The 20385-nt window shown below is 59.7% G+C and carries 18 protein-coding genes; 9 read left to right on the top strand and 9 right to left on the bottom strand.

Translation table 11 applies throughout. The features are described from left to right. Positions 1 to 180: 180 nt before the first annotated feature. On the bottom strand, positions 181 to 957 hold the full coding sequence (locus AS136_RS00830) for a siderophore-interacting protein (protein WP_004144829.1): 777 nt from the start codon (positions 955 to 957) through the stop codon (positions 181 to 183). Positions 958 to 1194: 237 nt separating this feature from the next. On the opposite strand from AS136_RS00830, the gene AS136_RS00825 reads away from it, so the two are divergent. Both AS136_RS00825 and ygjG read left to right on the top strand, forming a co-directional pair. Continuing rightward, positions 1195 to 1749: a PadR family transcriptional regulator gene (locus AS136_RS00825; protein WP_008806562.1), complete on the top strand. Its 555-nt coding sequence runs from the start codon at positions 1195 to 1197 to the stop codon at positions 1747 to 1749. Between the two features lie 257 nt (positions 1750 to 2006). Next, complete coding sequence (ygjG, locus tag AS136_RS00820; protein ID WP_012540512.1) at positions 2007 to 3386, top strand: putrescine aminotransferase; 1380 nt, start codon at positions 2007 to 2009, stop codon at positions 3384 to 3386. Positions 3387 to 3433: 47 nt separating this feature from the next. Here the strand turns inward: ygjG and lsrG are convergent, their stop codons facing one another. The 6 genes from lsrG to lsrA are packed head-to-tail and all read right to left on the bottom strand — an operon-like array spanning position 3434 to position 9159. Then, entirely contained in the window at positions 3434 to 3730 is a 297-nt protein-coding gene (lsrG, locus tag AS136_RS00815) for a (4S)-4-hydroxy-5-phosphonooxypentane-2,3-dione isomerase (RefSeq protein WP_002917723.1), read from the bottom strand. Continuing rightward, positions 3727 to 4614, bottom strand: a complete 888-nt coding sequence (gene lsrF, locus AS136_RS00810) for a 3-hydroxy-5-phosphonooxypentane-2,4-dione thiolase (RefSeq protein ID WP_023323307.1) — start codon at positions 4612 to 4614, stop codon at positions 3727 to 3729. Before lsrF ends, lsrG begins: the two co-directional genes overlap by 4 nt. 11 nt (positions 4615 to 4625) lie before the next feature. Beyond that, positions 4626 to 5639, bottom strand: coding sequence for an autoinducer 2 ABC transporter substrate-binding protein LsrB (gene lsrB, locus AS136_RS00805; RefSeq protein ID WP_008806564.1), 1014 nt, complete (start codon positions 5637 to 5639; stop codon positions 4626 to 4628). Continuing rightward, positions 5636 to 6640, bottom strand: coding sequence for an autoinducer 2 ABC transporter permease LsrD (lsrD, locus tag AS136_RS00800; protein ID WP_023323308.1), 1005 nt, complete (start codon positions 6638 to 6640; stop codon positions 5636 to 5638). The genes lsrB and lsrD overlap by 4 nt, the downstream gene beginning before the upstream one ends. Beyond that, complete coding sequence (gene lsrC, locus AS136_RS00795) at positions 6641 to 7675, bottom strand: autoinducer 2 ABC transporter permease LsrC (protein ID WP_016161856.1); 1035 nt, start codon at positions 7673 to 7675, stop codon at positions 6641 to 6643. After that, on the bottom strand, positions 7672 to 9159 hold the full coding sequence (gene lsrA / locus AS136_RS00790; protein ID WP_063266638.1) for an autoinducer 2 ABC transporter ATP-binding protein LsrA: 1488 nt from the start codon (positions 9157 to 9159) through the stop codon (positions 7672 to 7674). The genes lsrC and lsrA overlap by 4 nt, the downstream gene beginning before the upstream one ends. A 218-nt stretch (positions 9160 to 9377) precedes the next feature. On the opposite strand from lsrA, the gene lsrR reads away from it, so the two are divergent. The 3 genes from lsrR to AS136_RS00775 all read left to right on the top strand — a co-directional run bounded on the left by lsrR (position 9378) and on the right by AS136_RS00775 (position 14188). Then, positions 9378 to 10349: a transcriptional regulator LsrR gene (lsrR, locus tag AS136_RS00785; protein ID WP_012540508.1), complete on the top strand. Its 972-nt coding sequence runs from the start codon at positions 9378 to 9380 to the stop codon at positions 10347 to 10349. A gap of 37 nt (positions 10350 to 10386) precedes the next feature. Then, positions 10387 to 11985 carry an autoinducer-2 kinase gene (gene lsrK / locus AS136_RS00780; RefSeq protein WP_016161858.1) on the top strand — a complete coding sequence of 533 codons (1599 nt, stop codon included), beginning with the start codon at positions 10387 to 10389 and terminating at the stop codon, positions 11983 to 11985. A 181-nt stretch (positions 11986 to 12166) separates the two neighbouring features. Further along, positions 12167 to 14188 (top strand): NADPH-dependent 2,4-dienoyl-CoA reductase, encoded by a 2022-nt coding sequence (locus tag AS136_RS00775; protein WP_023323310.1) that lies wholly within the window; start codon positions 12167 to 12169, stop codon positions 14186 to 14188. A 132-nt stretch (positions 14189 to 14320) separates the two neighbouring features. Here the strand turns inward: AS136_RS00775 and rlmG are convergent, their stop codons facing one another. Beyond that, a complete protein-coding gene (rlmG, locus tag AS136_RS00770) occupies positions 14321 to 15451 on the bottom strand; it encodes a 23S rRNA (guanine(1835)-N(2))-methyltransferase RlmG (RefSeq protein WP_016161860.1) in 1131 nt (376 codons plus the stop codon). A gap of 70 nt (positions 15452 to 15521) precedes the next feature. Here rlmG and AS136_RS00765 point away from each other — a divergent pair, with 70 nt between their 5' ends. The 4 genes from AS136_RS00765 (at position 15522) to sstT (ending at position 19807) form a co-directional block, all read left to right on the top strand. Then, positions 15522 to 16022 (top strand): M48 metallopeptidase family protein, encoded by a 501-nt coding sequence (locus AS136_RS00765; RefSeq protein ID WP_016161861.1) that lies wholly within the window; start codon positions 15522 to 15524, stop codon positions 16020 to 16022. A 73-nt stretch (positions 16023 to 16095) separates the two neighbouring features. After that, positions 16096 to 17085: a Gfo/Idh/MocA family protein gene (locus AS136_RS00760; RefSeq protein ID WP_012967191.1), complete on the top strand. Its 990-nt coding sequence runs from the start codon at positions 16096 to 16098 to the stop codon at positions 17083 to 17085. A gap of 271 nt (positions 17086 to 17356) precedes the next feature. Next, the gene (locus tag AS136_RS00755) at positions 17357 to 18328 is read left to right on the top strand and encodes a TerC family protein (protein WP_008806577.1); all 972 of its coding nucleotides are present in this window, start codon (positions 17357 to 17359) and stop codon (positions 18326 to 18328) included. Positions 18329 to 18559: 231 nt separating this feature from the next. Further along, positions 18560 to 19807, top strand: coding sequence for a serine/threonine transporter SstT (gene sstT, locus AS136_RS00750; RefSeq protein WP_008806578.1), 1248 nt, complete (start codon positions 18560 to 18562; stop codon positions 19805 to 19807). Between the two features lie 15 nt (positions 19808 to 19822). On the opposite strand, the gene AS136_RS00745 is transcribed toward sstT, so the two are convergent. Beyond that, on the bottom strand, positions 19823 to 20377 hold the full coding sequence (locus AS136_RS00745; RefSeq protein ID WP_008806579.1) for a YgjV family protein: 555 nt from the start codon (positions 20375 to 20377) through the stop codon (positions 19823 to 19825). Between the last annotated feature and the right edge of the window lie 8 nt (positions 20378 to 20385).

Below are 20385 nucleotides of genomic sequence, written 5' to 3'. Positions count from 1 at the left end.
TACCGGGGCTACAAATCGGCGCCAACCGTACGCAAGCCGCTATCCGGGTTTTACTGGGGCGACGTCACACCGCCGAAGAGAAGGTCGGGTAAGGCGTAAGCCGCCACCCGACAAAAAACGGCGCCAACCGTAGCCCGGATAAGGCGCAAGCCGCTATCCGGGTTTTACCACGATGGCTTTTTACTTGCTGTGCCAGTACGCCTGGGAACGCACCAGCTGCTGATCGATACTCTCGTCTTCAAAGCGCGCCAGCAGCGATTTCACCACCGCGCCTTCGCCGGTCAGCCAGATGAAATAATCCTCCGCCGGCACCTTCACCTGGGCCAGACGCTCGGCGACGAAGGCCGGGTTGTGGCCCACCACCCACTCGATGTTAAAGCCGTCGAGATCCGCCAGATAATCTTTATACGACGCATCGGCGATAGTAACGATGGCCGTCACCTGCGGCCTTGCCGGCAGCTGGCGTAACCCCAGCAGACGACGGCGCAGCGCCGGCATGCCGGACTCATCGCAAACATACAGCTGCCAGGCATAATCTTCCGGCACCACCAGCGAGCCGCGCGGGCCGCCGATCACCAGCTTATCGCCCACTTTTGCTTCCAGCGCCCAGCGGCTGGCAATACCGCCATCGTGGATATAGAAATCGTAAGCCAGCTCGTGACGTTCGGCATCGTACAGCGGCGTATAGTCACGGGTGGCAGGCCGCACGCCCTCGCCCCAGTCAATCCCCTCCTCGGTCACCTGCGGCGGGGTAAATGCCGCGCCCGGCTCGGGGAAAAAAAGCTTGGTATGGTCGTCAAAGCCGTGAGAAGCGAAGCCTTCCAGCGCCTCGCCTCCCAGCACGATACGCTGGAACGCCGCGCCTGCGCGCTCCACGCGCAGCACCGTCAGCTCACGGAAACGCAGCTCATTGCGGACACGCTGCGGGTACTTGTCTGCTTTGGTTTTTGTCATCATCGATTGCCTTCGTGAACGGTAAATAGATATATCTAAACTTGATGCAAATGATAATGATTGCCAACTAAAAAGAATGCAAGTCTTTTTTTGATATAGTCAAAACAAACCGCATCAAAATCCACAACCAGAAAATAATTACATATATATCAATATATTAAAAAATAAATAGCAACCAGCATTGCGAAAATTCATTTTTTAGATATAAATTAGATATATCAAAAACAGCAGGAGGTAACCATGCGACATCATCATGAAGAGGGGCGTGGGCCACGCGGGCGCCACGGTGACCCCAGCGAACACGGCGACCATGGCCGCCGCGGCGGCGGACGTCGCCAGCGTTTCTTTGGCCACGGTGAACTGCGGCTGATCATTCTGGATATCCTCAGCCGCAACGCCAGCCATGGCTATGAGCTGATCAAAGAGATCGAAACGCTTACCCAGGGGAACTACAGCCCCAGCCCGGGGGTGATCTACCCGACGCTGGATCTGCTCCAGGACCAGGGCCTTATCAGCGTGGAAGATGACAACGGACGTAAAAAAATCGTTATCAGCGAGGAAGGAAAACAGCTGCACGCCGAGAACCAGGAGCACCTGGCCCATATCCAGGAGCGTCTCCAGGCGCGGATGGTCGGCTGCGAGCTGCGCCGGGATCCGCAGATGAAGCGCGCGCTGGAAAACTTCAAAGCGGTGCTCGACCTGAAAGTGAACCAGCAGGCCAGCAGTGCCGCCCAGCTCAAGCAGATCATCGGCATTATCGACCGGGCGGCGATGGAGATCTCTCAGCTCGACTAAGCCTCTTTTTTCACCACCGGCTGCCCCGCGCTGGGGCAGCCCGCACCACGGCGGATCGCCCCGTCCATTGCTGCCAGGCAGAAAATCTTGTCAGCTCAGGAATAAAACATGCCAATAGTGGCGCAATGAGATTAAATTTTACACATTTCGTCTTTTACCTTGCATTTATCCCGATTTTCACCGCTTCTGCCGAACTGGCGTAATCCCTGCAATACTTAATCCAGTATCGTGTGATACGTCCGCCCCAGGAGCACATTTTGAACAGGTTACCTTCCAGCGCATCGGCTCTGGCCTGCAGCGCACACGCACTGAATCTCATTGAAAAGCGCACGCTTGATCATGAGGAAATGAAAGCACTTAACCAGGAGGTCAGGGAATACTTTAAAGAGCATGTGAATCCGGGGTTTTTAGAGTATCGAAAATCGGTCACAGCCGGCGGGGATTACGGAGCCGTAGAGTGGCAAGCGGGAGGGTTAAATACGCTTGTCGACACCCAGGGACAGGAATTTATCGACTGCCTTGGTGGGTTTGGCATCTTCAATGTAGGGCACCGTAATCCAGTTGTGGTATCCGCCGTCGAGAATCAACTCGCGAAACAACCGCTTCACAGTCAGGAACTGCTGGATCCGCTACGCGCGATGCTGGCGAAAACCCTGGCAGCCTTAACGCCCGGCAAACTAAAGTACAGTTTCTTCTGCAACAGCGGTACCGAATCGGTAGAGGCGGCCATCAAGCTGGCGAAAGCCTATCAGTCGCCGCGCGGTAAATTTACCTTCATCGCCACCAGCGGCGCCTTCCACGGTAAATCGCTGGGCGCGCTGTCGGCCACCGCCAAGTCGACCTTCCGCAAACCCTTTATGCCGCTGCTGCCGGGCTTCCGCCACGTGCCGTTCGGCGATATCAACGCCATGCGCACCATGCTGAGCGAGTGCAAGAAAACCGGCGACGACGTCGCGGCGGTGATCCTCGAGCCGATTCAGGGCGAAGGGGGCGTGATCCTCCCGCCGCAGGGGTATTTGCCGGCGGTGCGTAAGCTGTGCGATGAGTTTGGCGCCCTGCTGATCCTCGACGAAGTGCAGACCGGCATGGGCCGCACCGGCAAGATGTTCGCCTGCGAGCATGAGAACGTTCAGCCCGATATTCTGTGTCTGGCGAAAGCGCTCGGCGGCGGTGTGATGCCGATCGGCGCGACGGTGGCGACGGAAGAGGTCTTCTCGGTGCTGTTCGACAACCCGTTCCTGCACACCACCACCTTCGGCGGCAACCCGTTGGCCTGTGCGGCGGCGCTGGCGACGATCAACGTGCTGTTGACGCAAAACCTGCCGGCGCAGGCGGCGCAGAAAGGCGATATGCTGCTGGACGGGTTCCGCCTGCTGGCGCAGGAGTATCCGGACCTGGTGAATGAAGTGCGCGGGAAAGGCATGCTGATGGCCATCGAGTTTGTCGATAACGAGATTGGCTACGACTTTGCCAGCGAGATGTTCAGACAGCGGGTGCTGGTCGCCGGGACGTTAAACAACGCCAAGACGATCCGCGTTGAACCGCCGCTGACCCTCACCCTGGAGCAGTGTGAGCAGGTGCTGAAAGCGGCGCGTAAGGCGCTGGCGGCCCTGCGCGTCTCGGTTGAAGAAGCGTAATAAGTGCCCTTCCCCCTCTCCCACAGGGAGAGGGGGAAGGAAAATCCTCATACCTGCGGCAACAGGCCGATAAAGCTGCGTTTCTGACGCGGCTGCGACATCATCTCCTCCAGCTTTTCGACGCAGGCTAAATAGTGCGGCGTCTTCTTATGCGCCAGCACCGCCTCATCGTCTTTATAGGCTTCGTAGATAAAAAAGCGGGTTTTCACCTCGGGATCCTGCAGGACATCAAAGCGCAGGTTGCCCGGCTCCTGCAGCGCGCCTTCGTGGTTGGCGCGAAACACCTCAAGAAACTCATCCACCCGCTCGGGTTTAATATTGATCTCCACCAGCGTCACATTCATTTCAGCTCTCCCTGTTTCTCTTCCTGCCAGAACTGATACGCTTCGCGCGCGTTCAGATTCTCATGCACCACCTTTTTCACCGCCTTCAGCATCGCGCGCGGGGCGCTGGACTGGAAAATATTGCGCCCCATATCCACCCCGGACGCCCCCTGATCGATCGCCCGCCAGCACATCTCCAGCGCCTCATGCTCCGGCAGTTTTTTACCGCCGGCAATCACGATCGGCACCGGACAGCTGGCGGTCACTTTTTCAAAGCCTTCCTCAACGAAATAGGTCTTCACAAACTGCGCCCCCATTTCGGCGGCAATCCGGCTGGCCAGCGAGAAGTAGCGCGCATCGCGGGTCATCTCTTTGCCGACGCCGGTAACCGCCAGGACCGGCATACCGTAGCGATTGCCGGCATCCACCAGTTTGATGATGTTATTGATCGACTGATGTTCGTATTCGCTGCCGATATAGACCTGCGCCGCCACCGCGCAAACGTTGAGACGCAGCGCGTCTTCCATCGCCACCGCCACGCATTCGTTGGAGAGTTCGCTCAAAATCGAATTGCCGCCGGAGGCGCGGAGCACCACCGGCTTATTGGTGGCCGCCGGTACCTGGCTGCGCAGTACGCCGCGGGTGCACATCAGCACATCGGTGTCGGCAAACAGCGGCGCAATCGACAGGTCGATACGCTCCAGCCCGGTGGTTGGCCCCTGGAAGTAGCCATGATCGAAAGCCAGCATCACCGTGCGGTTGCTGTGCGGATTAAAGATGCGCGCCAGCCGCGACTGCATGCCCCAATCCAGTGAACCACAGCCTTTCAGGGTATACAGCGTATTCTGCTGCGGGCAGTCGATGCCGAAGTCCTTACCCTCTTTGATATCGTCTAAATCAGCCATCTTTTCCTCCGTCAGAAGTCGTAGTTGTTGATGTTCTCTTTGCTGAACACCACGCGCTCCGGCAGCAGCACGATACCGTTGCCCTTCGCCTCATACTGGTAGCCCTGCACGCTATTCGGTTCGACCTTCAGCGAGCCGATATCTTTCACCTCAACGCTGTCGCCTACGTTAAGATCGCCCTTTTTCAGCAATCGATCGGCGACGTTAACCGCAATTTTGCCCTGCTGAACCACATCCCACAGGCCGAACGCTTTCACCGTGCCGCGCTCAACGTACGGGCGCATCACATTCGGTGTACTAAAGCCGACAATCGCCACGCCCTGACGCTTGAGGTTCTCCGCCGCCTGCGCCGCCGCCGGCAACGCATTGGCATCCGGCGCGATAATGGCGTCGAGATCCGGATACGCTTTTAAGATCCCCTCGGCGGTTTGCAGCGATTTGGTGGCATCGTTATAGCCAAACTGGGTGGTGACGATTTGCCACTGCGGATGCTCTTTTTCGATTTTGGCTTTGGCTTCCTTCACCCACTGGTTCTGGTCGGTCACCGTCGGGCTGGAGTAGAAAAACGCGACTTTGGCGGCAGGTTTGCTGACCTGCTTTTCCGCCATCTCCACCAGCAGGCCGCCGAGCTGCTGCGGCGTACCCTGGTTGATATAGATGCTGCGGCACTCCGGTTTGGTATCGGAATCCCAGGTCAGGACTTTCACCCCGCGCTGCATCGCCCGCTTCAGCGCCGGGCACAGGCCGTCCGGCGAAACGGCGGAGACGATAATCGCGTTGTAGCCCTGGTTGACGAAGTTGTTGATAAGCTGCACCTGGCCGGAGACGCTGGGCTCGGTGGGGCCGTCATAGGTGACATCAACGCCCAGCGCTTTCCCCGCCTCTTTCGCGCCGTTGCCGCCGCTGGTAAAGAAGCCGACGCCGACCAGCTTAGGAATAAAGGCGATGCGGTCCGCCGCTTGCGCGGTAACCACGCTCATCGCCAGCGCCAGCGCGCTGACCTGCAGGATACGTTTTGTTTTCATTGTTGTGCTCCGATTGTTCTATGCGAGAAAAGACGCCGCCAGGTCGCGCGCACCCATTCACGGTGCAGGCTCAGCGAACGCCCCATCACCACCACAACCAACAGCGCCCCTGACAGCGCGCTCGACACCTGGTTGGGGATGCCGACCATCTGTAAACCCTGTTGCAGATACCCCACCAGCAATGCCGCCAGCGCGGTACCCAGTATCGATCCCGAGCCGCCGTAAATATTGGCCCCGCCGAGCACCGCCGCGGTCAGCGCCGGCATCAGCAGGTCGCGGCCTAAATCCGAACGCGCCGAGCCGAAATAGGAGACCATCACCAGCGCCGCGACCGCCGAGGCGACGCCCACCAGGCCATACAGCACGTACGGGATGCCGTTCACCGACAGCGCGGCATAGCGCGCGGCGCGCGGGTTTTGCCCGAGTAAAAAGAGATGGCGGCCAAAGCGCCCGCGATGGGCCAGCAGCCAGAAGAGAAAGGTGATAATCGCGAACAGCACCAGCGGCAGCGGCAGTCCGGCGAGGGTTAAATTGGCGATGGCGGTGAAGCTATCGGGAAAACCGCCAATCCCCTCGTAACCGGTCGCGCCGGCCATCCCGGAAAGCAGCAGCGCGCCGCCGCCATACAGATATAGCGTACCAAGCGTGATCACCAGCGGGCTGATGCCGGTGTAGTGGATCAGCGCGGCGTTAAATAACCCGCACAGCAGCCCCAACAGCAACGTCAGCGATACCGCGAGCCACAGCGGCCAGCCCGCCTGGGTCATCACTCCGAGGGCGATGGCGCACAGGCCGATGGTCGAGCCCAGCGAAATATCGATCCCGCCGCTGATGATCACCAGCGTCAGCGGCAGCGCGACAATACCGATGCAGATAAAGTCGCTGGTGCTAAAGAGCAGCATATTGAGATCCAGCATGCGCGGATTCAAGGCGCCGAACAGCAGGATTTCCGCGATCAGCAACGCCAGCAGCGCGCTTTCCCAGTTAAGCTTCAGCTTCATTTAAGCCACCTCTTTGCTTTTGCGTTCGGGAAAGCGGGCAACCTGTTTGCCCCCTTTATTACCGGGCTGGAAACGGCTGTACTTTAGCGCCCGCTGATGGCGGGCCAGCGCCTGGCGCAGGCGGCCATCGAGCACCAACACGCCGAGCAGCACCAGGCCGGCGATAAAGTCATTCCACCAGGCGGGAAGGCGGAACAGCACCAGCACGGTGTCGATTTGGGTAAGGAAAAAGGCGCCGAGAAACGCGCCGAGCAGCGTGCCGGTACCGCCGAGCAGCGAGATCCCGCCCAGTACGCAGGCGGCGATGGCTTTCATCTCCAGCCCGCTGCCGGTCTGATTAGGCACAAAACCAATCTGCGCGGCGAAGACAATCCCGGCGCAGGCCGCCAGCATGCCGTTGAGGGTAAAGGCCAGCATCCGCGTGCGATTGACCGCCACGCCCAACTGGCGCGCGGCGGCGAGGTTATCGCCGACGGCGTAAAAATCACGACCAAAGGCGGTGCGCGACAGCAGCCAGCCGCCCGCCAGCAGCAGCGCCAGCACCAGCCAGCCCAGCGGCGACACGCCGATAAACGCCGGCTCCGAGAGCGACTTCAGGCTGTCGGGCAAGCCCTCGATCCATTTCCCGCCGGTCCACAGCAGCATCACCCCGCGATACAACCCCAGCGTGCCGAGGGTGGCGACGATCGCCGGAATGCGCAGTCCCACTACCAGCAGGCCGTTAAACGCCCCGGCCAGCGCGCCAATCGCCAGCGCAAAGGCGATAGCCGTCGCCAGCCCGTAACCGTTGTTCAGCGCCACGCCGACGGCGATGGCGCACAGCCCAACGGTGGAGCCTACCGACACGTCAATATTGCGGGTCAGCATCACCAGCGTCGCGCCCAATGCCAGCAGGCAAAGGATCTGCGAGCTGGCGAAAATCATCGCCAGGGTCTGCAGGCTGAAATAGGCTGGATTGAGCGCCACCAGCACGGCAAAGAGCGCCACGATGGCAAAGAAGGCGCTCAGTTCGCGATTCTTCAGTAACGTTTTCATGCCTGCCCTCCGAAGGCCAGGGTCATCATGCGATCGACGGTCACCGCCTGTCGCGCCAGCTCACCGCTGTAGCGGCCCTGATGCATCACCAGCACCCGGTCGGCCAGGCCAACGAACTCATCCAGATCGCTGGAGATCATCAGCACCGCCACGTTTTGCGCGGCAACGCTTTTTAGCAGTTGATAGATATCGGCGCGGGCGGAGACATCCACGCCGCGCGTCGGCTCATCGACAATCAGCAGCAACGGATTAGCTTCCAGACAGCGCGCCAGCAGCACCTTCTGCTGGTTGCCGCCAGAGAGAGTGCGCACCGGCTGATCGCCATCGGCCAGCTTGATCCCCAGCGCCCGGTGATAGCGCTCAACCACCGCCGCCTCCCGTTTCCCCTGCTGCCACCACGACGGCTGATTGAACATCACCGTGTTCCAGCGCACCGGCGCATCGAGAAACAGCCCCGAGACCTGGCGGTCTTCCGGCAGATAGACCAGCCCGCTGGCTAGCCTGGCGCGGGTGCTGTCGCGGCTAATCTCGCGGTTCTCCAGCCAGATCCGCCCGGCGCGCGGTGGACGCAGGCCGTATAGGGTTTCGGCAAATTCGGTGCGCCCGGATCCTACCAGCCCGGCCAGACCGACGATCTCTCCGGCGCGGATCTCCAGATTGAGATCGATAAAACCTTCTCCGGTGAGATCCTCCACCCGCAGCACGGGAAAGTCCTGCGGTTGCGTACGGCGGTTACCCGGTAGCGACAGCCACAGCTTTTGCGTGTCGCTCAGCGCATGGTCGCGGCTGACCGGCGTCATCGCGTTAATCAGTTGCTCGTCGCGGTATGCCGCGGTCTCGCCGCTCAGCACCACCGCGCCATCGCGCATCACCGAAATATGGCTGGCAAGCTGGCAGATTTCGGGCAATTTGTGTGAGATAAAGACGATCCCAACGTCCAGCGCCTGTAACGCGCGGATCTGGCTAAAGAGCCTCTCGGTTTCACCCGGCGTTAAAGAGGCGGTGGGCTCATCCAGGATCAGGATCTTGGCCTCGCGCATCAGCCCGCGCAGGATCTCGACCATCTGTTGATCGGCCACTTCAAGCGTGCTGGCGCTGGCATCGAGGTTGATCTGGCAGTTCAGCTGCCGCAGTTTTTCCTGCAACCGCGGGGCGGTATCCGCCCGCTTCGGCAAACGAAAGAGAATGTTCTCGCGCACGCTGAGGTTGGGAAACAGCATCGGCTCCTGTGGCACCAGATAGATGCCCAGTTGGTGCGCCAGCGCCGGGCTGAGACGCGCAAACGCGCGGTCGCCGATCGTCAGTTCACCGCTATCCGGCGTTTCAACGCCGGCGATGATCTTCATCAACGTCGATTTACCCGCGCCGTTGCCGCCCATCAGCGCATGCACCTGGCCCGCGCCTAGCGTGAAATCAATGCCCTTGAGCACCGCAACGCCGGAGAACTGTTTGCAAATCTGGCGAGCTTCAAGCAGTGGCTTCATCATCGCGCCTCGATTGAACAAATTATTTTTAAATTTAATAATGTTCAAAAGCGTAGACGGTGAACTATATTTACAACCGTGCGAAGATCACAGTTTGGCGCTTTAGATCCTCAGGAAAAAATGGGCCAGCGATGAAAGATCCGTTTTGCCAGTCGGCTCACACTTTCCGACCGCGCAATAGCGAACATATGATCTAAATTTTTATAAGAGTTCAATTTATGAGCGAAAAACGCATTACGGAAGAGAACCGCTACGCCGGGCTGGCGTTAGCCGAGGAAGAGCTGGTGGCGCGGGTGGCGTGGTGCTACTACCACGACGGCCTGACGCAAAATGACATCGGCGAGCGTTTGGGGCTGCCGCGGCTGAAGATTTCCCGTCTGCTGGAGAAAGGCCGCCAGTCCGGGGTGATCCGCGTGCAGATCAACTCGCGCTATGAGGGCTGTCTGGCGCTGGAAAGTGAACTCCAGCAGCGCTTTGGCCTCAAGATTGCCCGCGTGCTGCCGGCGCTCAACACCCCGCCGATGAATACCCGGTTGGGGATCGGCGCGGCGCAATCGCTGATGGGCATTCTGCAGCCGGGACAGCTGCTGGCGGTCGGCTTCGGTGAGGCCACCATGAGCTGCCTGCAGCATCTCAGCGGCTTTATCGGCTCGCAGCAGGTGCGGCTGGTGACCCTCTCCGGCGGCGTCGGCCCCTATATGACCGGCATCGGCCAGCTTGATGCCGCCTGCAGCGTCAGCATTATTCCGGCGCCGCTGCGGGTCTCTTCAGCGGAGGTCGCCGAGATCCTGCGCCGTGAGTCGAGCGTGCGCGACGTGATCCTCGCGGCAACGGCGGCGGACGCGGCGGTGGTCGGCATTGGCGCCATCGATCAGCGGCGCGACGCCACGATTTTACGCTCCGGCTATATCAGCGAGGGCGAACAGCTGATGTACGCGCGCAAAGGCGCGGTCGGCGACATTTTAGGTTATTTCCTGCAGGCCGACGGCCGGCCGGTAGAAGGACTGGAGATCCATCGGGAACTGCTCGGCGTAACCCTGGATGAGCTGGCGCAGCTGCCAACCATCGTCGGCGTCGCCGGGGGAGAAGAAAAAGCGCAGGCGATTTATGCCGCTCTGACTGGAAAGCGCATTAATGGCCTGGTAACGGAAGAGACAACAGCACGCGCGGTACTCGCGCTGGCCTCCTGACGGCCAGGCGCCGCGCGACAACAGCGAGGCGCATGTCATGAGTTACCTGTTAGCGTTAGATGCCGGGACCGGCAGCATTCGGGCGGTCATTTTCGATCTTAATGGCCGCCAGCTGGCGGTAGGCCAGGCCGAATGGAAACACCTGAGCGTCGATAACGTCCCCGGCTCGATGGAGTTCGACCTTACCACCAACTGGCAGCTGGCCTGCCAGTGTATTCGCCAGGCGCTCAACGCCGCCGGGCTCTCTGCCGCCGATATTCAATCCGTCGCCTGCTGTTCGATGCGCGAAGGGATCGTTCTCTATGACCGCGACGGCGAGGCCATCTGGGCCTGCGCCAACGTCGATGCCCGCGCCAGCCGCGAAGTGGCGGAGCTTAAGGAGATCCACGACTATCGTTTTGAATCCGAGGTATACGAGGTCTCGGGACAAACCCTGGCGCTTAGCGCCATGCCGCGCCTGCTGTGGCTGGCGCACCACCGCCCCGATATCTACCGCAAAGCGGCAACCATCACCATGATCAGCGACTGGCTGGCGGCGAAGCTATCCGGCGAGCTGGCGGTCGACCCGTCAAACGCCGGCACCACCGGCATGCTCGACCTGTTCAGCCGCGACTGGCGTCCGGCGCTGCTGGATATGGCCGGGCTGCGCGCCGATATGCTGTCGCCGGTCAAAGAGACCGGTACCCTGCTGGGCGCCGTCACCGAAGCGGCGGCGCATGAGAGCGGCCTGCGCGCCGGGACGCCGGTGGTGATGGGCGGCGGCGACGTCCAGCTCGGCTGCCTGGGCCTTGGGGTGGTGCGCGCCGGGCAAACTGCGGTACTCGGCGGCACTTTCTGGCAGCAGGTGGTCAACCTGCCGCAGGTGCGCACCGATCCGCAGATGAATATTCGTGTTAATCCTCATGTCATTCCCGGCATGGCGCAGGCGGAATCGATCAGCTTCTTTACCGGCCTGACCATGCGCTGGTTTCGTGACGCCTTCTGCGCTGAAGAAAAACTGATTGCCGAGCGGCTCGGCGTCGATGCCTATTCGCTGCTGGAGGAGATGGCCAGCCGCGTCCCCGCCGGTTCCCACGGCGTGATGCCTATTTTTTCCGACGCCATGCACTTTAAGCAGTGGTACCACGCCGCGCCGTCGTTTATTAACCTCTCCATCGATCCGGAGAAGTGCAACAAAGCGACCCTGTTCCGCGCGCTGGAGGAGAACGCAGCGATTGTCTCCGCCTGCAACCTCGCGCAGATCTCCCAGTTCTCCGGGGTGACATTCGAGAGTCTGGTGTTTGCCGGCGGCGGCTCTAAAGGCGCGCTGTGGAGCCAGATCCTCAGCGACGTCACCGGCCTGCCGGTGCGGGTGCCGGTGGTTCGCGAAGCCACCGCGCTGGGCTGCGCCATCGCCGCCGGAACCGGCGCCGGACTGTATGGCGATATGGCCAGTACAGGAGAACGGTTAGTGAGCTGGCACCGGGAGTTCACCCCGAATCCGCAGCATCGCGAGCTGTATCAGGAGATGATGAGCAAGTGGCAGACGGTGTATGCCGATCAGCTTGGCCTTGTCGATAGCGGGCTGACAACGTCGATGTGGCAGGCACCGGGCCTGGAGCGCCGCCAGCGCGTAGCGTCTTCCCCGTCACCCTAACCACCGGTACCGATCCGCCTTTCCCCCTCTCCCTTTGGGAGAGGGCCGGGGTGAGGGACAACGAGTTCCGTTCTTTGAATCCCATCACAATCACCGCACTCCCCTTTTCCCTTTTTCTTCGCGACGGCTAAATTAGTAACTCATCCGACCACATAACAATAATTTTACATTGGAAGCCACTATGAGCCGCTATCCGTCGCTTTTCGCCCCGCTTGAGCTGGGCTTCACAACGCTCAAAAACCGCGTGTTGATGGGCTCGATGCACACCGGGCTGGAAGAGCTGCCGGACGGCGCGCAGCGGCTGGCGGCCTTTTACGCCGAGCGCGCCCGCCACGGCGTGGCGCTGATCGTCACCGGCGGCATCGCTCCGGCGCCCTCTGGCGTCACCATGGCCGGCGGCGCGGTACTCAACGATGCCAGCCATCTGGCGCACCATCGCCATATTACCGACGCGGTACATCAGGAAGGCGGCAAAATCGCCCTGCAGATCCTGCATACCGGCCGTTACAGCTACCAGCCCGCGCTGGTGGCCCCCTCGGCGCTACAGGCGCCGATTAACCGTTTTACGCCCCATGAACTGAGCCACGATGAGATCCTGACGCTGATCGATGATTTTGCCCACTGCGCCCAGCTGGCGCGTGAAGCGGGCTATGACGGCGTCGAAGTGATGGGTTCAGAAGGCTATCTGATTAACGAATTTCTCGCCGCGCGCACCAACCAGCGCGACGACCAATGGGGCGGCGATTATGCCAGGCGCATGCGTTTCGCCATTGAAGTGGTTAAGGCGGTGCGCCAGCGCGCCGGCCACGATTTCATAATCATCTACCGCCTGTCGATGCTCGATCTGGTCAACGACGGCAGCACGCTGGCGGAAGTCACCGAACTGGCCAAAGCGATTGAAGCGGCGGGAGCGACAATTATCAACACCGGGATTGGCTGGCACGAAGCGCGCATTCCGACCATCGCCACACCGGTACCGCGCGGAGCGTTCAGCTGGGTCACCCGCAAGCTGAAGGGCGCGGTGTCGATCCCGTTGATCACCACCAACCGCATCAACGATCCGCAGGTCGCGGAGGATATTCTCGCTCGCGGCGATGCCGATATGGTATCGATGGCCCGCCCGTTCCTCGCCGACGCCGAATTTATGTCGAAAGCGCAGCGCGATCGCGCCGGGGAGATCAATACCTGCATCGGTTGCAACCAGGCGTGTCTCGATCGGATCTTCGCCGGCAAAGTCACCTCCTGTCTGGTCAACCCGCGCGCCTGTCATGAAACCCTGATGCCGGTCCTGCCGGCCAACGCGCCTAAACGGCTGGCGGTGGTCGGCGCCGGGCCTGCCGGTCTGGCTTTTGCCGTTAACGCTGCCGCTCGCGGTCATCACGTCACGTTGTTCGATGCGCTCCCGGAGATCGGCGGCCAGTTTAATATCGCTAAACAGATCCCCGGCAAAGAGGAGTTTCACGAGACGTTGCGCTACTACCGCACCATGCTCGATCTTCATGGTGTCGATCTACGCCTGAACACCCGCGTCACGGCAGACGATCTGCTGACGTTCGATGAGACGATCCTCGCCACCGGTATCGCCCCGCGCCTGCCGGCGATCGACGGGATCGATCATCCCAAAGTGCTGAGCTACCTGGATGTCTTGAGCGATAAAGCACCGGTTGGCGCGAAGGTGGCGATTATCGGCTGCGGCGGCATCGGCTTCGACACCGCGATGTATTTAAGCCAGTCGGGCGCGGCCACCAGCCAGGATATCGGCGAGTTCTGCCGCGAATGGGGTATCGATACCAGCCTGCAAACGGCGGGAGGGCTGCATCCTGAAGGCCCGCAACTGAGTAAAAGCCCGCGACAGATTGTGATGCTGCAGCGCAAAGCCAGCAAACCGGGCGAAGGGCTCGGCAAAACCACCGGCTGGATCCACCGCGCGACGCTGCTGGCGCGCGGCGTGAAAATGATCCCCGCGGTCAGCTATGAAAAGATCGATGATGAAGGGTTACATGTCACTATCGGCGGCGAGCGCCAGCTGTTGGCGGTCGATCAGGTGGTGATCTGCGCCGGTCAGGAACCGCGCCGCGAGCTGGCGGATCCGCTGCGCGCGGCAGGGAAAACGGTGCATCTCATCGGCGGTTGCGACGTGGCGGCGGAGCTGGATGCGCGCCGGGCGATTGCCCAGGGCACTAAACTGGCGCTGGCGATTTAGCCGTGTCCCGGGGGCGGCGCGATGCGCCTTCCCCGGGCTACCACGATAATCCCGTACGCTAGCCCGGCTAAGGCGACAGTCGGTAGCCCGGCTAAGGCGACAGCCGCGAGCCGGGGGAAACCGCGACAAAAATCAGCGCTGCTTACGCACCTTCGTTGCTTTCAAAATGACAAACTTATTGTTCGTCGCAATCGTCGTGCAATTACCAAAAGCGCGCTTCAGCTTACGGAAGTAATCGAGGTGGCGGTTGCCGACGACGTACAGCTCGCCGCCATATTTCAGGCTGCGGCGGGCATCGTTAAACATCTGCCAGGCAATATGGTCGGTAATCGCGTGCTGCTGATGGAACGGCGGATTACACAGGATCGCCGTAAAGCGATCCGGCTCAATGCCGGAGAGCGAGTTATTGACCATAAATTCACAGCGTGCGATATCGTCCGGCAGGTTGCGCTCGACGTTCAACCGGCTGGAAGCCACCGCCATGTGCGACTCATCGGTAAACATGACCCGCGCGTTCGGGTTTTGCGCCAGCGCCTGCAGGCCAATCACCCCATTGCCGCAGCCGAGATCGGCGATCTCGCCTTCTAAATTAGACGGTAAATGCTGCAGGAAGAAACGCGCGCCGATATCCAGTCCGCTGCGGGCAAAAACGTTGGCGTGGTTATGGATGGTCCACGGCGTGCCGTCCAGCTTCCAGCTGTAGGTTTGCGGCGCATCGGCAAGCTTGGGGGCGGTGAAAACGCAGTGGATCAGACGCGCTTTTTTCCACGCCAGCGAGGTGGTGGTGGTGCCGAGGATTTTTTCAAACAGCGCCAGCGTCGAGTTGTGCACATCACGGGCTTTCGCCGCGGCGATAATGCGGGTTTCCGGCGTGACCACTTCGCGCAGGGCGCGCAGCTGCTGTTCCAGCAGCGCCAGCTGTTTTGGCACCTTAATCAGCACCAGCGCCGGCGCGGCCGGTAACGGGCTCAGGCTATCCTGAAAGCGCACGCTCTCTTCATCGATACCGTTCATCCGCAGGTTGTGGCGGGTCGCCAGCTCGGAAATAAAGGAGTCGCTGATGCTGACCGGGTTGCGCGCCGCCAGCGCGCAGGCGAGCGCGCCGAAGCCGTCGTTGAAGATGAGCGTCAGGCCGTCGACGTCATTCACCTGTTGCAGCAGATATTCATCCGCCGCTTCCCATGCCTGTAGCGCTTCTTCTTCAGCGTTAGGTGGGAACCGCTCTAATGTGAATAACTCACCGTTTAACTCTGCCTGGCTCATCGCCCCTCCGAAATGCTAAAATTCGCGCGTGTTATCGCTCAATTCTCCGGAGAAGTAAACTTTTTTCACCATGAACACGCTACCTTACCTTCAGGGCTACCCTGAATCGCTGCTGTCGCAGGTCACGGCTTTAATCGAGCAAGACCGCCTCGGCGAGGTGCTGCAAAAGCGTTATCCGCAGGGCCATGACGTTAACAGCGATAAAGCGCTGTATCAGTACACCCAGGATCTGAAGGCCCGCTTTCTGCGCGGAGCGGCGCCGATCAACAAAGTGATGTACGACAGTAAAATCCACGTGCTGAACAATGCGCTCGGCCTGCATACCGCGATTTCCCGCGTTCAGGGCGGTAAGCTGAAAGCCAAAGCGGAAATTCGCGTGGCGACGGTGTTTCGCGACGCGCCGGAGGCCTTTCTGCGGATGATCGTGGTCCATGAACTGGCGCATTTGAAAGAGAAAGATCACAACAAAGCCTTTTATCAACTGTGCTGCCATATGGAGCCGCAGTACCATCAACTGGAGTTCGATACCCGCCTGTGGCTGACGCACCTTTCGTTAAATCGTTCTGCGTAGTGACGCACTGGTTTTGTCATGATGGCATGATAGAGTGACGACAGGTTCCCTTTAATGGAGTTCGTCAACGTTTATGATACGTTTCGCAGTTGTTGGCACAAACTGGATCACCAAGCAGTTTGTCGATGCCGCCCATGAAACCGGCAAATATAAACTTACCGCCATCTACTCCCGCAGCCTCGAACAGGCGCAAGCCTTCGCCAATGACTATCCGGTCGAGCATCTGTTTACCTCGCTCGATGAACTGGCACAGAGCCCTGACGTTGACGCGGTCTATATTGCCAGCCCGAACTCGCTGCACTTCCCGCAGACCCGGCTGTTCCTGAGCCACAAAAAGCACGTCATTTGCGAAAAGCCGCTGGCATCGAACCTGCAGGAAGTCGAGGCGGCGATAGCGCTGGCGAAAGAAAATAACGTTGTGCTGTTTGAAGCCTTTAAAACCGCCAGCCTGCCTAACTTTCTGCTACTCAAAGAGACGCTTCCTAAAGCGGGCAAACTGCGCAAAGCCTTCATCAACTACTGTCAGTACTCCTCGCGCTATCAGCGCTACCTTGACGGCGAAAACCCCAACACCTTTAACCCGGCGTTCTCTAACGGTTCGATTATGGATATCGGCTTCTATTGCCTGGCGTCCGCTGTGGCGTTATGGGGCGAACCGCGGGCCGTTCTTGCCACCGCCAGCCTGCTGGACAGCGGCGTAGACGCCCAGGGCACCGTGGTGCTGAGCTATGGCGACTTCGACGTGACGCTGCATCACTCCAAAGTTAGCGATTCCGCGATCCCCAGTGAAATCCAGGGCGAAGACGGCACATTAGTGATCGAAAAAATCTCCGAATGCCAGAAGCTGGCGTTTGTGCCGCGCGGCGGCAAAGCCCAGGACCTGACGCAGCCCCAGCACATTAATACTATGCTGTATGAGGCGGAGACCTTTGCGCGCCTGGTGGAGACACAGGACGTCAATCACCCGGGTCTGACCGTGAGCCGTATTACGGCAAAACTGTCGAGCGAAATTCGTCGCCAGACCGGAGTGATCTTCCCGGCCGATACGCAGCCGCTGGCGTAAAAGAGTGTAAAGGCCGGACCGGCCGCCATTGACGAAAACCGCCCTGTGACATATTTTGTTACGTGCAAAGGGGAGTAACTTCCTTGCCGGTTGATCGTCATTACGATGCGTGCAATACCGCATCCGGTCGCCGGGCAATAACCAAAGCCCATCGCGATGTACTTTGGTTGTTGTAAGTGAGACCTTGCCGGAAGGCGAGGTCTATGCATAAAAGCGCAGCGGCTGCCGTCTTCCGACGTCAGCCGTTTTGTTTTTATGTAAGGAATATCAAATGAATACTGTCGGCACGCCGTTGCTATGGGGTGGATTCGCTGTCGTCGTCGCGATCATGTTGGCAATCGATCTGCTGCTTCAGGGACGACGCGGTTCGCATAGCATGACCATGAAGCAGGCCGCGGGCTGGTCAATCCTCTGGGTCACGCTTTCTCTGCTGTTCAACGCCGCCTTCTGGTGGTATCTGGTACAAACCCAGGGCCGGGCCGTCGCTGACCCGCAGGCCTTAGCCTTCCTCACCGGTTATCTGATTGAGAAAGCGCTGGCGGTCGATAACGTCTTCGTCTGGTTGATGCTGTTCAGCTATTTCGCCGTACCGCCTGCTCTGCAGCGCCGGGTACTGGTGTATGGCGTGCTGGGCGCGATTGTTCTGCGTACCATCATGATCTTCGCCGGCAGCTGGCTGATTTCCCAGTTTGACTGGCTGCTGTACGTCTTCGGCGCCTTCCTGCTTTTTACCGGCGTGAAGATGGCGCTGGCGAAAGAAGATGACTCCGGCATCGGCGATAAACCACTGGTGCGCTGGATCCGCAGCCATCTGCGAATGACGGATAAAATCGAGAGCGAGCGCTTCTTCACCCGTAAAAACGGGGTGCTGTTCGCCACGCCGCTGCTGCTGGTGCTGATCCTGGTGGAACTGAGCGATGTGATTTTCGCCGTCGACAGTATCCCGGCGATCTTCGCGGTCACCACCGATCCGTTTATCGTCCTGACCTCAAACCTGTTCGCGATCCTCGGCCTGCGCGCCATGTACTTCCTGCTGGCGGGGGTCGCCGAGCGCTTCTCGATGCTCAAATACGGTCTGTCGGTGATCCTGGTGTTTATTGGCGTGAAGATGCTGATCGTCGACTTCTACCATATCCCGGTCGCCATCTCGCTGGGCGTAGTAGGAGGCATCCTGGCCGTCACGCTGCTGATTAACGCCTGGGTCAACAAGCAACACGACAAGCAGCGCAAACTGCCTGAGTAATCTGCACAACGCGCCGTCGGCCATCGCCGACGGCAATCTCTGCTCATGTCACAGTTATGTTACTACATAGTTAAAAAACAAGATCCAGATTAAAATCACAGCATTTTACGCTTCCCGCCCGCCATTCTTTCCGTATACTCGACTATGCAAACATCTACTTACATCCTGACATAAACGTAACAAATAATACGTGGCTGGGATGGCTTGCTACATCACTGGAAGGAATGAATTATGACCACACGCACTCCCCCATCGGGGTGGATCTCACGCCTGGCGCAAGGCAGCCTGGTGAAACAAATTTTAATCGGTCTGGTGCTTGGCGTGCTGCTGGCGCTGGTCTCTAAGCCAACGGCCATTGCCGTCGGTCTGCTGGGGACCCTGTTCGTCGGCGCGTTAAAGGCGGTGGCACCGGTGCTGGTATTGATGCTGGTGATGGCCTCCATCGCTAACCATCAGCACGGACAAAAAACCAGTATTCGCCCCATTCTGTTTCTCTATCTGCTGGGCACCTTCAGCGCGGCGCTGACCGCGGTGTTGTTTAGTTTTGTCTTTCCGTCGACTCTGCATTTAACCACCGCCGCCGACAGCATCACGCCGCCGTCGGGGATTGTCGAAGTGCTGCGCGGCCTGCTGATGAGCATGGTATCTAACCCGATCGACGCCCTGCTGAACGCCAACTATATCGGCATTCTGGTGTGGGCGGTGGGGCTGGGCTTCGCCCTGCGTCACGGTAATGACACCACCAAAAACCTGATCAACGATGTCTCCCATGCGGTGACCTTCATCGTCAAAGTGGTGATCCGTTTTGCACCGCTGGGGATCTTCGGTCTGGTCTCTTCCACCCTGGCGACCACCGGTTTCGAGACCCTGTGGGGCTACGCCCAGCTACTGCTGGTGCTGGTCGGCTGTATGCTGCTGGTAGCGCTGGTGATTAACCCGCTGCTGGTGTTCTGGAAAATCCGCCGTAACCCCTATCCGCTGGTGCTGACCTGCCTGCGCGAAAGCGGCGTCTACGCGTTCTTCACCCGCAGCTCCGCCGCCAATATTCCGGTGAATATGGCGCTGTGTGAAAAGCTGAATCTGGATCGCGATACCTATTCGGTCTCCATTCCACTGGGGGCGACCATCAATATGGCGGGCGCGGCGATCACGATCACCGTGCTGACGCTGGCGGCGGTGCATACGCTGAATATTCCGGTGGATCTGCCGACGGCGCTGCTGCTGAGCGTGGTCGCTTCGCTGTGCGCCTGCGGCGCCTCCGGCGTGGCGGGCGGTTCGCTGCTGCTGATCCCGCTGGCCTGTAATATGTTTGGGATCCCGAACGATGTGGCGATGCAGGTGGTTGCCGTCGGCTTTATTATCGGCGTGCTGCAGGATTCCTGCGAAACGGCGCTCAACTCCTCAACCGACGCCCTGTTTACCGCCGCGGCCTGCATAGCAGAAGATGACCAGCTGGCGAAAAACGCCCTGCGCAGCTGATGCCTTTCCCCTCCGCTATCGGGCGGAGGGGCTCTCTTCCTGGACTGCGTTTTCAACCTTAAACGGATCGATACCGCGCTTTTGCATCCGGCGGAAGCGAATGATATTCAGCCCGTTGACGATCAGAAAACTGCCTTCAATCAGCGTCCCACCAATCGAACCCAGCCACAGATTATGCGTGACCCAGCAGGCGGTCGAGCACCACATCACGCAGCGGACGGTCAGCCCTTTGCAACGAAACAGCGCCCAGGTGCTGGCGACGGTGCCAATGATCGGCAGCAGCTCCATGGCATGCTGCAGTTTGCCCAGGCCGAGGATCAACGTCAGGAGGATAAAGACGGTCATCACCCACAGGCTACGGGTGCGTAAGGAAATGACCGTACGTAGCGCATTGAGCCCGGCGCTCATTCCGGCCGACCCGGCGCCCATCAGGAAAAAATGGACGCCGATAATAGCGCTATAGACCGCCAGCTGTAGCCTGAAACGACGTTCATCGCGGTTGATAAAGGTGGTAATGCCGATAAGAAAGGCGATGACGCCGACCCCCTGGGCCAGCCAATACGCGGTCATGAAAGCTC

The sequence above is a fragment of the Klebsiella sp. D5A genome (assembly GCF_001620885.1).
Lineage (GTDB): Bacteria > Pseudomonadota > Gammaproteobacteria > Enterobacterales > Enterobacteriaceae > Klebsiella > Klebsiella variicola.
This window is presented reverse-complemented; position numbering and strand designations above follow the sequence as displayed.

Bases quoted from the DNA above. Each gene is read 5' to 3' on its own strand.
- AS136_RS00825 (WP_008806562.1), top strand. From the start codon at position 1,195: ATGCGACATCATCATGAAGAGGGGCGTGGGCCACGCGGGCGCCACGGT.
- AS136_RS00765 (WP_016161861.1), top strand. From the start codon at position 15,522: ATGAACACGCTACCTTACCTTCAGGGCTACCCTGAATCGCTGCTGTCG.
- sstT (WP_008806578.1), top strand. From the start codon at position 18,560: ATGACCACACGCACTCCCCCATCGGGGTGGATCTCACGCCTGGCGCAA.
- AS136_RS00760 (WP_012967191.1), top strand. From the start codon at position 16,096: ATGATACGTTTCGCAGTTGTTGGCACAAACTGGATCACCAAGCAGTTT.
- AS136_RS00745 (WP_008806579.1), bottom strand. From the start codon at position 20,377: ATGACCGCGTATTGGCTGGCCCAGGGGGTCGGCGTCATCGCCTTTCTT.
- lsrG (WP_002917723.1), bottom strand. From the start codon at position 3,730: ATGAATGTGACGCTGGTGGAGATCAATATTAAACCCGAGCGGGTGGAT.
- lsrA (WP_063266638.1), bottom strand. From the start codon at position 9,159: ATGAAGCCACTGCTTGAAGCTCGCCAGATTTGCAAACAGTTCTCCGGC.
- lsrC (WP_016161856.1), bottom strand. From the start codon at position 7,675: ATGAAAACGTTACTGAAGAATCGCGAACTGAGCGCCTTCTTTGCCATC.
- lsrD (WP_023323308.1), bottom strand. From the start codon at position 6,640: ATGAAGCTGAAGCTTAACTGGGAAAGCGCGCTGCTGGCGTTGCTGATC.
- lsrB (WP_008806564.1), bottom strand. From the start codon at position 5,639: ATGAAAACAAAACGTATCCTGCAGGTCAGCGCGCTGGCGCTGGCGATG.
- AS136_RS00830 (WP_004144829.1), bottom strand. From the start codon at position 957: ATGATGACAAAAACCAAAGCAGACAAGTACCCGCAGCGTGTCCGCAAT.
- rlmG (WP_016161860.1), bottom strand. From the start codon at position 15,451: ATGAGCCAGGCAGAGTTAAACGGTGAGTTATTCACATTAGAGCGGTTC.
- lsrR (WP_012540508.1), top strand. From the start codon at position 9,378: ATGAGCGAAAAACGCATTACGGAAGAGAACCGCTACGCCGGGCTGGCG.
- AS136_RS00775 (WP_023323310.1), top strand. From the start codon at position 12,167: ATGAGCCGCTATCCGTCGCTTTTCGCCCCGCTTGAGCTGGGCTTCACA.
- lsrF (WP_023323307.1), bottom strand. From the start codon at position 4,614: ATGGCTGATTTAGACGATATCAAAGAGGGTAAGGACTTCGGCATCGAC.
- AS136_RS00755 (WP_008806577.1), top strand. From the start codon at position 17,357: ATGAATACTGTCGGCACGCCGTTGCTATGGGGTGGATTCGCTGTCGTC.
- lsrK (WP_016161858.1), top strand. From the start codon at position 10,387: ATGAGTTACCTGTTAGCGTTAGATGCCGGGACCGGCAGCATTCGGGCG.